Raw genomic sequence first — 14,189 nt, forward strand, 5'->3', positions numbered from 1 at the left:
GGAAAGCTGTCCCGGCATTCGCCATTCTTGGCAAGCATTATCAGGGTATAAGGAATAAAGGTTTGAAATCAAACGACTGGCTGCACGGATTCCGCCATTCCTCTCCGTACATCAACGCCCATCGCGGCCGAACCGTCGTCCTGACCATGCCCGGGGATGCCATCGAGCACCGCAATTTTATCAACATCATCCACGACATCGCTTTGCTCGGCAGCCTTGGCGTCAAGTTGGTGGTGGCGTTCGGTGGCCGCCCCCAGATTCAGTCGCGACTGGATGATGCCGGCCTGGAATCCTCCTTCGCACGGGGCTTGCGCATCACCCCCGATAACCATCTGCCGATGGTTATGGAAGCCATTGGCGGGCTCAGGGCCTACCTGGAAAGCCAGCTCTCCATGGGGTTGGTGAATTCACCCATGCACAACGCCCGGATTCGGGTCAGCAGCGGCAACTACGTCACCGCCAAACCCGTTGGCGTGCTGGATGGCATTGATTTTGGCTACACCGGCCGCGTCCGCCGTGTTGATACCCGTGGCATCGAGCAATTGCTGGAGCTGGGGCATATTGTTTTGCTGCCGCCAATGGGCTATTCGCCCACCGGTGATGCCTTCAATCTTTCCTATGAGGATGTCGGCAGCCAGGTGGCCGCGGCGCTGCAGGCGGAGAAACTGATTGTCTTCATCGACGACGAAGGCTTGCTCGACGAAGACGGCAGCCTGATACGCGAACTGTCCGCCCGTCAGGCCTCCGAGCGCTTGAACGACAATGCCGTCACCGGTCACGACGCGGCCCTGCTCAAGGCCGCCTGCGATGCCTGTGTCAAAGGCGTTCGGCGTGCCCACATCATCAGTTATGTCGAAGACGGCGCCCTGCTGGAAGAGCTGTTTACCCGCGATGGTTCCGGCACCCTGGTCAGCGGTGATAACTACGAACAGATTCGCCAGGCGCGGGTAGAAGATATCGGGGGCATTCTGGAGCTGATTCAGCCGCTGGAAGAGCAGGGCGTGCTGGTTCGCCGCTCCCGGGAAATGCTGGAAACCGAAATCGACCGGTTTGTGGTGGCGGAACGGGACGGCACCATTGTCGGCTGCGCCGCGCTGTACCATTATCCGGAGGAGGGCGCCGGGGAGTTATCCTGTTTTGCGGTCGACCCCTCCTACCGCCGTGCCGGCCGTGGCGACGAGATTCTCGCCATGGTTGAAAAGCTGGCCCGGGGCCAGGGCGTCCACAAACTGTTCGTGCTGACTACTCAAACCGAACACTGGTTCCGGGAACGCGGTTTCCTGCCTACCGCTGTGCAGGATCTGCCGGGGCCAAAGCTGGCTTCATACAACACCCAGCGTAATTCAAAGGTGTTCTACAAACCGCTCTGACAGTAATTCCAGCTGTGCAGTGCGACTGTCCGCCGGCTGTAGGGAAAGCTCCTCGACAGCCCGGTAAAAATCGTGGAAGCGGTAGTTCAGCTCTTTCAGCATCTGTCGGAAGGCGGGAACATGCTGATTATATTGCCGGAACAATGCCAGCTGTGCGTTGTTAAGCTGCACCGGCGGCGGGCCGAAAGGCCCCGGCTCTTCATATTGGTCGGCCAGGTTGGCGTAGTCCCGGGCCAGTTCGTCGAGCAGTTGGGCCTTGCGCGCCCGCAGCGTGGATTTGTCCATCGTATCCTGGCGGGCATAAAGTTGTTGGAGTTGCTCGCTGGTGGCGGCGACCAGTTCCAGAGTCTTTTGCCGGTGCTGTAATCGCGCCAGAGCGCGCTCAAAACCCTCAGATGCCCCTTGCCGCTTCAGCCAGAGCCGAAGCCCTTCCAGTTCCACGGCAGTGGCAAAGCTCTCGTTAAAGGCGGTATCACCGTTGATATAGAGCACGCGGTGGGCCAGCTCGTGAAACATCAGGGCGACCATGCGGTCATCCGCCAGGGAGGTGAACCCGGTATGCAGCGGATCATCGAACCAGCCCAGGGTGGAGTAGGCGGTTACGGCGCCGATAAAGGTATCATAATGGCGTTCGCGAAAGGCCGTCTGCTCCTGTCGGGCGTCGGCTAGCTGGAAGTACCCGCGATACGACTGGCAGCCCACAAACGGATAACACCATTGGTGGGGGGTAAGCGAAAACTCCGGCACGGCGACCAGATTCACCACCACCCATGGCCGCCCCAGCGCCACGTATTTACGGAAGGCATCGTCTACCGGCAAGGCCAGTTCTTTCGCCGCGAATTCTCGTGCTTGTGCTGCCAGCTCAAGCCGTCGGCGAAGTTCCGGGTCGGTTTCCGGTGCTGTGGTTACCTGGTTGATGGGCCTGGCCTTCATCATCAGGGACACATGGCCGCCAATGGCCTGGCCATAGTAGCCAATGGTCGTACAGCCATTCAGGGGTGTTACCAGTAGCAAAAGGAGATAGATCTGACTAAGCTGTCTCATGAATCATCATATTATGATGTTGTGGGTATGAGGCTGTACAATTCCTTATCCGCCGACGGCTGTCACAGATTTTTAACCGACCGCCGCAGGCCTTATCATAACAGCTCGAACCTACACCCACTCAGGGACGTTGGCCGGATTTCCGCATCCGGCAACATGCCGGCTTTGCAACTGGTCAGGTAGTTCATGGATCCGAGAGAGCGTCGCAGCAGCCCCCGACAGCCGATCAAACTTGCCGCTCAGATAGATGCCGGCAGTGGTGAGGCGTGGCCCTGCCAGATTGCAGATTTCTGTGCCGAAGGCATGTTCATTCGTTATTCGGGCGAAACTTCAGGCAAAATCGAACGGGCTTTTGCTCGCGGCGGTGTTACCGAACTGGTGGTTCGGTTCCGAGGTCTTGAGGGCAATCGTCGATACGAGCTTCATGTCAGCCCGGTGCGGCGCATTGACGGTGCCATGGGCGTGCATTTTACCCGCCCCGATTCCGATGCCTTCAACGCCATGCTGCAGTTGTGTGGCAGTTCCGGGGATCAGGCCCGGTCATCACTTCGCGCCCCCAGTGAACGCGTTCAGTTTGTGCTTCACCAGTGTGCCAAAACCGTCACGCGGTTTATTGAACCACTCATGGATGCCTGTTTTGTCCAGACGGTGGAGGCACTGCGTATTGCGGCCCAGAAAGCCCCAAACGACCAGCTTGCCAATGAGTTGATGGATGCATCCGGCCAGATTCAGGGGCGCCAGCGGGTGCTCTGGCATTACATGAGCCGCAGTCTGGAGTCGCCCTTAAAACCGGAGCCCAAAGGCGCGCCCGGTTCAGTGTTGTCGGTGGTAGACAAAAACGAGTTTGAGGACTGGCTGGCAATTCGGGTGATGGTTACCCGTGCTGATACCCAATACCGTGGCGACCTGCTGCAGCTCAAGCTGAGGCTGGACAAGTTAGGTATCGCCAATCGCACCGGCCATCATAATCCCCTCGGTCCCGCCCTCGTGTGCGAAGCCTTCCATAACGCGCTTGCCCAGCTGAAAGTCAGCCGGGACGTTGAAAAGGTCTGCCTGAAGACGTTTGAGCAGACGGTGATCAAACAGCTGGAGCCGTTGTATCGGGAGTTGAACAATATCCTGATCCGGCATGGTGTGTTGCCGGATCTGGACCTGTCCCGTTATCTGAGCGAACAGGCGCCGGCCAGGAAGGAGCCGCCGGCCGAGGTGCTGAAGCCGGAGCCTGAAACACCTCTGAATAAGCCGCAGCCTGAGGCGCCGGAAAGCAAACCCGGACAAACGGCCCGCGGGCTGAAAAACCGGGTAGCCGGAGAGTTCCGGGGGTACGCTCGCGCAGCCCAGACCGCCTTTGCCACGGTCAGGAACCTGCTGACAACACTGCAGGCCAGTCGTGTGGAGAATGGGGAGGCGACGCCAGAGCCGTTTGCGGCCAATGCCCGTCCGCTGTCTCAGGGTGAACTGCACCGGGAATTACAGGAGCTGCAGTTACGCGCTGCGGCCCCGGAAGAGCCGGCCGTGCCCTTGCGGGACCGGGTGGTTGGAAAGATACGTGAAACCGGTGACACGCGGCTCAATGCTGAGCAGCAGCAAACCCTGGACGTTGTCGACCGGTTTTTCCGGAGCGTGGTCGATAGTCCCAAACTCAGTGACTACGCCCAGAGCCGCATGCGTCAGCTGGAAGTGCCGGTGCTGAAAGTGGTGATGCGTGATCCCGAGTTCTTTGAGGACCAGGACAGCCCGGTCCGTGGCGTGATGAATCGCCTGGCACAACTGGGCGTGAAGGGTGGCCGGCTGAACCCGGTGGTGCAGCGCCGGGTGGATGAGCTGATTCACCGCATTGCTACCGAGTTTGAACAGGATACCGGTGTGTTTGAGCAAACCGTAGGTGAGCTGGACACCCTGATTGACCGGCAGAACCTGGTGTATCGCCGCAACGTTGAGCGGGTGACGGCTGCCGCAGAGGGTGCCCAGAAGGTTGCCGAATCCAAAACCGCCGTGGCCAGCGCGCTGGAAAGCAAACTGGCTGGCCGCAAGGTTCCCAGGGCCCTGGTCAGCCTGCTCGACGGTGGCTGGCGGGATTTATTGTCGCTGACCTGGATTCGCCAGGGACCAGACAGTCAGTTATGGCAGGACTACCTGGCAGTGATCGATTCGCTGATGGCCTTTGCCGAGGACCCGGACAGCAGCATTAACCTGCCCGAACTGTTGCGGCTGATTCAGGATGGTCTGGCGTCGATCTCCAGCAACCATATGCCGTCCTCCCAGATCCGGGATGAGTTGAAGCAGTTCCTGGTGCGTCGGCCTGACAAGGCGCCGGAAATGGTTGAAATGCCTGCGGTCAGTGGTGTCCGCCCGGACAAACAGGTGCTCAGCGAGCGGGAACAGCGCAGCCTGCAACGCTGGATCAACCGGGCCCAGCAATTGCGCACAGGCGACTGGCTGCGGGATCAAACCAAGGCGGAAGATCCCCAGTATATCCGCCTGGTGTGGATTGCCCGTGGTTTCAGCCGGTTTGTATTTGTTAATCACCAGGGTATGCGGGTGGTTGAGCTGGAGCTGGAAGCTCTGGCCAGACAAATGCGCAAAGGCATCATCGTACCGGATAATCAGTATGATCGACCGCTGGTAGATGAGAGCATCGACCGCATGGTTCGCAACGTCTATGACCAGCTGTCCTGGGCATCCACCCATGATGAACTGACCCGGCTGCTTAACCGTCGGGAATTCGAGCGTATGCTGGAACAGCAACTTGCCCGCCGGGAAGATAGCCGGACTTTATTGCAACTGGATCTGCGCGGGTTCCGATTGCTGAATGATACGGCGGGCTACCAGGCCGGAGATGAAACCCTGAAACGGGTGGCGGAGGTCATCTGTCGGCATGTGGGCGATGGCATGCCGGTGGCTCGTCCCGGAGGCAATGAATTTGCCATGCTGGTGCCTGAAGAACAGGGGCCGGAAATTGCCAAGGCGCTCCTGGAAGCCATTGCAGATGAGCCCTTCGAGTATGGCGGACGGTGTTACACGTTAAATGCCAATGTTGGTCTGGCGCCGGAACTGCCCGCGTTGATCAGCGCCGAAAAATGGCTGAAAGCCGCCGAACAGGCGCTCAATTCTGCCCGTGACAAGGGCCCTGGCCGTTTCTCTATATACACTCTCGACGCAGATGACCAGGCCCGGCAAGAGCAGATTGCAGCCCGTGTGGCTGGCCTGAGCAACCCGGATGAAGAACGCATGCTGCTGCGTTGCCAGAAGATCATCCCTCTGCACGGCAGCACCCGCATGGGGGCGCAGTATGAAATTCTGATCAGTATGTACGACGACAGCGGGCAGCTGATTACCGGCCAGGATTTCGTCCGCATGGCCGAGCGCTATGACCGTATGCAGGCGGTGGATCGCTGGGTCGTGGGGCACATGCTGGATTGGCTGAGGGATCAGTCGCCGGATCCGCGCCATGTAGGCGGTGTCTGCATAAATCTGTCCGGCTATTCGTTGAACGACCAGTCACTGCTGGAATTCATTTACGAAAAGCTCAGTGAGAAGGATGCGCCTATTGAGCGTCTCTGGTTCGAGCTGACGGAAGCCTCTGCCATTCATGATCTGCAATCGGTGGCGGATTTCATGCTGGAAATGAAAGAGCTCGGCTGCCGGTTCTGCCTGGGTAACTTTGGCAGCGGCCCCAGTTCCTTCCAGTTCATGCGATCGTTGCCGGTAGATCTGATCAAGATCGACAGTGCCTTTACCGGTCAGTTGGCAGCCAACCAGACGGACCAGGCGATGGTCAGGTCCATGGTTGATATGGCTCACTACATGGAACGGGAAGTGATTGCCTCTCAGGTTGAATCCCGTGAGGTTCTGGATATGCTGAGACAACTGGGCGTGGATTACGCTCAAGGGTTTGTGGTCGAGAAGCCCCGACTGCTGACCAGCCTTGTCTGACGCACATCCGGGAACCTGAGCTTTTTATGTCCAGACGCCATCCGATTATCGCCGTTACCGGGTCTTCCGGGGCGGGCACCACCACAACCGGGCAGATCTTCAGCCGTATGTTTGCCAGTGAGGGCATTGCTGCCGCCATGGTCAGTGGCGACAGCTTTCATCGGTATACCCGGGAACAAATGGCACGGCTCGCCGCTAAAGGGCAGTTTGGTGAACGCAACCATTTTGCCCTGGCAGCCAATCATATCGATAGGCTGGAAGCTCTGTTCTATGACTACAGCCATACCGGCAATGGCCGTTACCGACAGTACGTTCATGACGAAGATCGCGACCTGGTGGCCGAAGGCTACAAACCCGGCACCTTTACCCCCTGGGGCCCGTTACCTGCGGATACCGATGCCCTGTTCTACGAGGGGCTCCATGGCGGGGTGGTGAGCGACAACTACAACATTGCCCAGTACGTTGACTTGCTGATTGGTGTGGTACCCATTGTCAATCTGGAGTGGATTCAGAAAATCCATCGGGACACTCATCAGCGCGGCTACAGCCAGGATGCCGTGGTTCAGACCATCATCAATCGGATGGACGATTACGTGCACGACATCGTGCCGCAGTTCTCTCATACCCACATCAACTTCCAGCGAATTCCGCTGGTGGATACGTCCAACCCGTTCGTTGCCCGGGATGTGCCCAGTGAGGACGAAAGCATGGTGGTCATTCATTTCAGGGAAACGGCGGAAGTGGATTTTGCCTGGTTACTGCAGGCCATTCCCCAAAGCAGTCTGTCCCGCCACGACACCCTGGTGATCCCGGGGCCGAAAATGGCCCTGGCCATGGATCTGATTATCCGGCCCATGGTCCAGAGCCTGATGGCTGGCAGAACCTTTGCCTGATCAGACCGTCAGGGTGCCATCGCGGTAGTCGGCCAGCGCCTGCTCAATCTCGGTCGTTGTGTTCATCACAAAGGGACCATACTGGACAACTGGCTCGCCGATGGGGCGGCCGGCAATCAGCAGCAGTTTTGCGCCGGCCTCTCCGCCTTCAATCAGAACTTCATCCCCCTGGTCCAGAATGTTTGCCGAGGATGGTACCAGAGCCTGGTTCCGGTCTTCGCTTACCAGACTTGCGACGCCTTCGTACAGGTAGACCAGAGCATTGAGCGCCTGAGGTACCGGTAAAGAAACTCTCGCTCCGGGTTCCAGATGGACGTCGGCGTACACAGGCTCAGTGCTGCCGCCGGTGACTGCACCGGTGACGGCACCGCCACCGATTTCCAGTTCACCGGCAATTACCCGGACTGAAACACCCGGCTGACGCGCTATTGGAATTTCTTCAGGCTGAATGTCCCGGTAACCGGCGGGCTTCATTTTTTCAGCGGCCGGCAGGTTGAGCCAGAGCTGGAATCCCCGCATGACCCCGGATTCCTGCTGCGGCATCTCCGAGTGCACGATGCCCCGGCCTGCCGTCATCCATTGCACCCCACCGTTGCGGAGGTTGCCGCGATTCCCCAGGTGGTCTTCATGCAGCATGTGGCCTTCAATCATATAGGTGACGGTTTCAAAGCCCCGGTGCGGGTGGGCCGGAAAGCCGGCAATATAGTCTTGGGGCTGGTCAGAACCGAATTCATCCAGCATCAGGAACGGATCCATGCGCACGGATTGACGCTGGCCCAATGAGCGTTTGATACGAACCCCGGCGCCATCGGATGTGGCCAGTGCGGGAATGGTTTGTTTCAGGGAGCGAAGCATGATCCCGTCCTCCTCTCGGTTAGTCATGGGGCTATTTAACCGGGATGGTGGAAGGGATGAAATCGCAGAATTCTGGCGGGGGAAGTCAAAAAAACTGACGAAGGCATCAAAAGGTGACGACGGGAGCCCCGTCGTCACCCCCGGAGCGATTATTCCACGTTGCGGGAGTAGAAGATTTCCAGCATTTCCCGGCGCAGGCGATCCTCGATGGACTGGGCTTCTGCCGGGTCCAGGTCGCCGGCGTTCACTCCGAACACATAGTTGTCCAGATTGAACTCCTTGAGCATCATCTTGGTGTGGAACAGGTTCTCCTGATACACGTTGACGTCGATCATCTGATACGCGTTCTGGGTATCCTCGGTCAGGTAGTTCTGGATCGAGTTGATGTCGTGATCGATGTAATGCTTGGTACCGTCCACGTCACGGGTGAAACCGCGTACGCGGTAGTCAACGGTAACCACATCCGAGTCGAAGCTGTGAATCAGGTAGTTCAGTACCTTCAGCGGTGAAATCAGACCGCAGGTGGACACGTCGATATCGGCCCGGAAGGTGCTTACGCCGTCATGGGGATGGCTTTCCGGATAGGTGTGCACCGTCACGTGGCTCTTGTCCAGATGCGCCACAATGGTATCCGGCAGCGGACCAGGGGACTCTTCGTTATTGGCTTCGCTGTCGGACAGTTCGTGCTCGGCGATCAGCATGGTGACGGACGCACCATGAGGCTCATAATCCTGGCGGGCAATGTTGAGAACATTGGCACCGATGATCTTGACCACATCGGTCAGAATCTGGGTCAGACGCTCGGCGTTGTACATCTCGTCGATGTAATCAATATAGGCTTCGCGTTGTTCTTCGGTCTGCGCGTAACAGATGTCGTAGATGTTGAAGCTTAGGGATTTGGTCAGGTTGTTGAAACCGTGCAGCTGGAGTTTGGTTTCCATGCTCAGCCCCTCCGGGAAATGGAGATGAATGATCACAGGGAGAGGAGCTCTCCCTGCCGAGGCCGCCACCGACTACTGACCGGGTGAATGGAATTGTTCACCTTTTGCGCAGACCGGCGGAGAAAGTTGCGTATTATGCATACCGCAGGTGTCATTGAATAGTATTTGCAATGACATTTTTTATAACGGAAAGCCGCGGTTGCAGGGCGCTGGCCGGAATCTGCCCTGCCGTTCTAGCTGGCGGCCTGAATCTCGAAGCTGTGCGTGATCTCGACACCGGCTTTGCCCAGCATGATCGAGGCTGAACAGTACTTGTCGGCAGACAGGCTGACAGCGCGCTCCACCTGCTTTTCCTTCAGATTGTTTCCGCTAACCACAAAATGAAGATGAATGCGGGTGAACACGGCCGGCACCTCATCAGCGCGCTCCGCATCCAGCTCACAGTGACAGGCGGTCACGTCCTGGCGGCTTTTCTTCAGGATGCTCATCACATCGAAGGAGGAGCAGCCGCCCACGCCCATCAGCAGTAACTCCATCGGGCGCGGCCCCAGATTCTCACCACCGTGATCCGGGGGACCGTCCAGTTGAACGCTGTGGCCACTGCCACTGGTTGCTTTGAAGCTGGCATTGCCGGTCCAGTCGACGGTTGCTTTCATCGGAGTTACCCCTGGTGCCTGAATGAATGGGCAGGATGCTAGCACAGTTAACTCCCTGCGGCATGATGTGGTTGCGACCAAAGCGGTATTGCCTTCAGATACATCCTGTATCCGCTTTTGAGTTGCCCAAAAGTTACCTTCTTGTTATAAGTTGCGTGGCATATCAGTAAAACCCCTAACCCGCACGGACAGGCGGGGATATAAAAACGATCAGGAATCGCCAGACTCTGAGGAGGCATGTCTCGCATTATGGCTACCATTGTCAAGCCGGTTGAGCAGAAGACCAAACACCTGGATTACTTCCTTTCCCAATGCCATCGCCGGCGTTACCCAGCCAAAAGCACCATCATCTATGCAGGTGATAAAAGCGATTCCCTGTTCTACATCGTCAAGGGTTCGGTCACTGTCATTATTGAAGACGACGATGGTCGCGAAATGATCATGGCCTACCTCAATGCCGGTGATTTCTTCGGCGAGATGGGGTTGTTCGATAACATGGATTCCCGCAGTGCCTGGGTCAAAGCCAAGACCGAGTGCGAGGTGGCGGAAATCAGCTACACCAAGTTTCGGGAAATCGCCCAACAGGATCCGCGCGTGTTGTACTTTATCGGTGAGCAGATGGCCTCGCGCCTGCGCCAGACCACACGTAAGGTAGGCGACCTGGCGTTCCTCGATGTCACTGGTCGGGTGGCAAGAACACTGCTGGATCTGTGCAAGGAGCCGGATGCCATGACTCACCCGGACGGCATGCAGATCAAGATTACCCGTCAGGAAATTGGACGCATTGTTGGCTGCTCCCGGGAAATGGTCGGACGGGTGCTGAAAACCCTGGAGGACCAGGGGCTGGTGCGGGTCAAAGGTAAAACCATGGTGGTTTACGGTACTCGCTGATTGTCTCCTTCCTGCTCCTCCTGGCACTCCAGATGAACCGATGCGCCGCCTGTTGGTGGACATCGGTCGCATGCCACTTTTTTCCAGTCCCTCGTTGCCAAGCCATTAACGATTAGCGGTCACAAAACTCCCGACAGACTGGCGGATGGCGTCGGGCTCGGTCAGTGGTGCCCAGTGCGGGGCGTCCAGTTCCTGAAGTGTCAGCTTTCCGGTCCAGTGCACCAGGTGTTCGGTCAGATGACGGCCGACGTAGGCGTCGCGCGTGGGAATGATGACCTGAACGGGGCAGCGGGTGTGCCGTGGCCTTGGGCGCAGCAGCCTGGGCAGGAAGTTTGCTCGATAGAGCTTCACACCATATTGTCCGTCTGCTTTCTGCCAGGGGCTGAAACGGGCGTCTTCAACCTGTTCCTGTGTCTTCAGATAGTTCGGCCAGACTTTGTCCAGCCCGGCTTTCCAGATCATTTCCGGTAGCAGCGGCAGCTGGAACAGGAAAACATACCAGGAGCTCGCCAACTGACGCAGTAGTTTGGTGGTGCCTCCGTTCGCAGGTGAGCCTATCTGATTGCGAATCCAGAAGCCGACATGATCCAGGCAGGGGCCGGAAATGGAGGTGTAGGAGCGAATACGCTGCTGAAGATCGGGGTCCGTCACCGATTCCCAGCTCTGGATGGAGCCCCAGTCGTGGGCAACCAGATGAAATGACCGGTCGGGGACAATGGCGTTGACGACTGCTTGCAGATCTTTTGCCAGCAGCGTCAGACGATAATCCCGGGTGCGAGCTGGCTTGTCGGAGCGGCCAGCCCCGCGGACATCATAACGAATCACCAGATATTCCTGGCTGAGTGCTGCCGCCACCTTGTCCCAGACACTGTGGTTGTCGGGGTAGCCGTGTACCAGAACAATGGGCGTTGCCTCGGGGTTGCCCTCCGCAACGGCGTAGAGAAGAAGGTCTCCACTGGTCACCCAGTGTTCACGTTTGGTCGGCATGTCTCTGCTCCCGGCATGGTGTGTTCAAACGCCAGAGTAGCGGTATCACTGGTCACACTCTGTGGCCGAAGGGGCCAGAAGTCGTTCAGTCCACCAGGGCAACCGATTTGATCTGGAGCCACACCGGCTGGCCGGGGGTGAGTGCCAGCTGGGCCGCGGAGCGGCTGGTGAGCCGGGATAGAAACGGGGTATTGCCGGCCAGCAGTCGCACCAGGGTGGTGCCGGGGGTGACGTCTGTCTCGACACGGTCCACCCGCGCGGGCAGCAGATTCTGGATACTCTGGTCGCGATGCTCCGTCAACGCGATACTCACATCTCTTGCCAGTACCTGTATGCGGGCCGGGTCGCCGGGCCGGAAGCGCGGATCCTGTCGCAGCCACAGGCTGCCACCGTCAAAGCTGAAACGGGCGAGGTGCCATTGGTCATCCAGTGTGTCCAGTGTTGCCTGAACCAGCACGCCAGCATCTTCCTCCAGCCGAAACGGCTGGTCTACCCGCGCGAGAGTCTCTTGCAGTGGTCCCTGTGCGATAACACGCCCCTTGTCCATCATCACAATATGGTTGGCCAGGCGCGCCACTTCGCTGGTGGAGTGGGAAACGTAGAGCATCGGAGTCGCCAGGTGGTCTCGCAAGCGCTCAAGGTAGGGCAGTATCTCCTGCTTTGAGTTCTGATCCAGCGCCGACAGAGGTTCATCCATCAGCAGCAGTCGAGGGCTGGTGAGTATGGCCCGGGCAATGGCTACCCGTTGCCGTTCGCCACCGGACAGTCCGGCTGGCATACGCTCAAGAAGGTGGGCCAGCCCGAGCCAGGAGACGGCATCGTCAAACCGGATCTGGCGTTGCTGGGCTGGAACCCGGCGTTGCCCGAACGTCAGGTTCCGGCGCACCGACAGGTGAGGAAACAGATGCGTCTCCTGGAACACATAGGCCAGGGGCCTTTGATGAACCGGCCTGAACAGGGTGTCTGTCTGCCAGGGCGTGCCGAATACGGAAAGTTGTCCCTGGGCCTGCTGCAGCCCGGCGATGCAGCGGAGCAGCGTGGTCTTGCCGCATCCGGAGTGACCAAACAACGCGGTAATTCCGTTGCCCGGCAGTTTCAGGTCGACATCCAGTTCAAATCCGGGGAACCGGCAGACAAAGCGCGCCTCGATGGCTGTGGAAGTCATCGCAGTGCCCCCGCCCGAGCCCTGCCATTGAGAGCGTACAGGGTGACCAGAACGAGGAAGGAGAACACCACCATGCCCGCTGCCAGCCAGTGGGCTTGGGTGTACTCCAGGGACTCCACGTGATCGTAGATGGCCACCGACAGCACTTTGGTCTCGCCGGGGATATTGCCGCCAATCATCAGGATGACGCCGAATTCGCCGATCGTGTGGGCGAAGGTCAGCACGCTGGCGGTGATGAAACCGTTGCGGGCCAGTGGAATCACGACAAAGAAAAACCGGTCCCAGGGCCCGGCCCGGAGGGTGGCAGCGGTCTCCAGAAAGCCTTCACGGATACCCTCGAAAGCGTTCTGCAGGGGTTGCACCGTAAAGGGCAGGGAATAGATAACCGAGGCCACTACCAGGCCTTCAAAGGTGAACGGCAGTAAACCCAGACCAAGACGTTCGGTCAGCTGGCCGACCCAGCCGTTCGGGCCAAGCAGCAGCAGAAGATAAAATCCGAGCACGGTGGGCGGCAAGACCAGTGGCAAGGCGACGACGGCAGCGATGGGCTGGCGCAGCCAGTGACGGGATCGCGCCAGCCACCAGGCGATGGGAGTTCCCACCAGCAGCAGTACCAGGGTTGTCAGTGAAGCCAGCTTCAGGGTCAGCCAGACCGGCTGCCAATAGGTTTCCAGCATCAGTCCGTCGTGTCGTATCCGTAGCCCTGAATAATCGCAACAGCCTCCGGGGATTGCAGGAAGGCGAGCCAGTCTCTGGCAGCAGTATTGTCGGCACCACGCTTCAACAGAATCGCCTGCTGGTCGATGGGGGCGTAATAGCTTTGAGGAATGCGCCAGAGTGTTCCGTCCTGATCTGGCCAGGCTTTGACCTGAGCCAGCGCCACCAGACCGGCCTGGGCATTGCCGCTGGCAATGAACTGGAAGGTCTGGGCGATGGAGTCGCCACGGACCAGTTTGGGTTGCAGAGGTGACCAGAGTTCCAGGTGTTCCAGGACCTGCTGTGCGGCCAGGCCATAGGGGGCCGTTTTAGGATTCGCGATGGCCAGCCGGGAGAACGGCTGTTCGTTCAGGTAAGCGATGGGCGAGAGGAAGGCCGCGGTTTCGGGGCTCCAGAGCACCAGCTTGCCTCTGGCATAGGTGAAACGCGAACCGGGAACGGCCATCCCCTCGGATTCCAGTAACTGGGGGCGTTGGGCATCGGCTGCCATGAACACATCAAACGGAGCACCGTTGCGAATCTGGGCGTAGAGTTTGCCCGTGGAGCCAAAACTGGCGGTGACCTGGTGGCCGGTTGCAGCCTCGAATGTCTCCACCAGACTGGCGGTGGTGTCGGTGAAATTGGCAGCGACGGCGAGGGTCAGATTCCCCGCGTAAACGTTGCTCAGGGGCAGAAGCAGCCAGATTGCCAGCAAACGGAAAAAACGCCAGCAGGTACGGCGGCTCATAGCGATT

General features: G+C 58.6%; 12 protein-coding genes. 4 read left to right on the forward strand and 8 right to left on the reverse strand.

From position 1 onward, the window contains the following. Positions 1-62 precede the first annotated feature (62 nt). Entirely contained in the window at positions 63-1,370 is a 1,308-nt protein-coding gene (gene argA / locus ARC85_RS05270; protein ID WP_286714455.1) for an amino-acid N-acetyltransferase, read from the forward strand. Here argA and ARC85_RS05275 read toward each other — a convergent pair. Further along, positions 1,344-2,414, reverse strand: a complete 1,071-nt coding sequence (locus tag ARC85_RS05275) for an aminopeptidase (protein ID WP_286714456.1) — start codon at positions 2,412-2,414, stop codon at positions 1,344-1,346. The two genes, argA and ARC85_RS05275, sit on opposite strands and share 27 nt — an antisense overlap. A gap of 186 nt (positions 2,415-2,600) precedes the next feature. Between ARC85_RS05275 and ARC85_RS05280 the strand changes: the two genes are divergently transcribed. Next, positions 2,601-6,350, forward strand: coding sequence for a DUF1631 family protein (locus tag ARC85_RS05280; protein ID WP_286714457.1), 3,750 nt, complete (start codon positions 2,601-2,603; stop codon positions 6,348-6,350). Between the two features lie 26 nt (positions 6,351-6,376). Continuing rightward, positions 6,377-7,243 (forward strand): phosphoribulokinase, encoded by an 867-nt coding sequence (locus ARC85_RS05285; RefSeq protein WP_278351048.1) that lies wholly within the window; start codon positions 6,377-6,379, stop codon positions 7,241-7,243. Here the strand turns inward: ARC85_RS05285 and ARC85_RS05290 are convergent, their stop codons facing one another. From ARC85_RS05290 to ARC85_RS05300, 3 genes are all read right to left on the reverse strand, one after another. After that, positions 7,244-8,098, reverse strand: a complete 855-nt coding sequence (locus tag ARC85_RS05290) for a pirin family protein (protein WP_278351049.1) — start codon at positions 8,096-8,098, stop codon at positions 7,244-7,246. A 149-nt stretch (positions 8,099-8,247) separates the two neighbouring features. Further along, positions 8,248-9,039, reverse strand: coding sequence for an adenosylmethionine decarboxylase (gene speD, locus ARC85_RS05295; RefSeq protein ID WP_011786962.1), 792 nt, complete (start codon positions 9,037-9,039; stop codon positions 8,248-8,250). 233 nt (positions 9,040-9,272) lie between these two features. Continuing rightward, positions 9,273-9,695: an OsmC family protein gene (locus ARC85_RS05300; RefSeq protein ID WP_011786961.1), complete on the reverse strand. Its 423-nt coding sequence runs from the start codon at positions 9,693-9,695 to the stop codon at positions 9,273-9,275. A gap of 249 nt (positions 9,696-9,944) precedes the next feature. Here ARC85_RS05300 and crp point away from each other — a divergent pair, with 249 nt between their 5' ends. After that, positions 9,945-10,586 (forward strand): cAMP-activated global transcriptional regulator CRP, encoded by a 642-nt coding sequence (gene crp / locus ARC85_RS05305; protein WP_007153756.1) that lies wholly within the window; start codon positions 9,945-9,947, stop codon positions 10,584-10,586. 105 nt (positions 10,587-10,691) lie between these two features. Here crp and ARC85_RS05310 read toward each other — a convergent pair whose 3' ends face one another. The 4 genes from ARC85_RS05310 to modA form a co-directional block, all read right to left on the reverse strand. Then, a complete protein-coding gene (locus ARC85_RS05310; RefSeq protein ID WP_286714458.1) occupies positions 10,692-11,573 on the reverse strand; it encodes an alpha/beta fold hydrolase in 882 nt (293 codons plus the stop codon). Between the two features lie 85 nt (positions 11,574-11,658). Further along, positions 11,659-12,738: a molybdenum ABC transporter ATP-binding protein gene (gene modC / locus ARC85_RS05315; protein WP_199452980.1), complete on the reverse strand. Its 1,080-nt coding sequence runs from the start codon at positions 12,736-12,738 to the stop codon at positions 11,659-11,661. Further along, the gene (gene modB / locus ARC85_RS05320; protein ID WP_199452982.1) at positions 12,735-13,415 is read right to left on the reverse strand and encodes a molybdate ABC transporter permease subunit; all 681 of its coding nucleotides are present in this window, start codon (positions 13,413-13,415) and stop codon (positions 12,735-12,737) included. The genes modC and modB overlap by 4 nt, the downstream gene beginning before the upstream one ends. Beyond that, a complete protein-coding gene (modA, locus tag ARC85_RS05325) occupies positions 13,415-14,182 on the reverse strand; it encodes a molybdate ABC transporter substrate-binding protein (protein WP_286714459.1) in 768 nt (255 codons plus the stop codon). The genes modB and modA overlap by 1 nt, the downstream gene beginning before the upstream one ends. Between the last annotated feature and the right edge of the window lie 7 nt (positions 14,183-14,189).

The organism is Marinobacter sp. tcs-11, assembly GCF_002049515.1.
Classification (GTDB): domain Bacteria; phylum Pseudomonadota; class Gammaproteobacteria; order Pseudomonadales; family Oleiphilaceae; genus Marinobacter; species Marinobacter nauticus.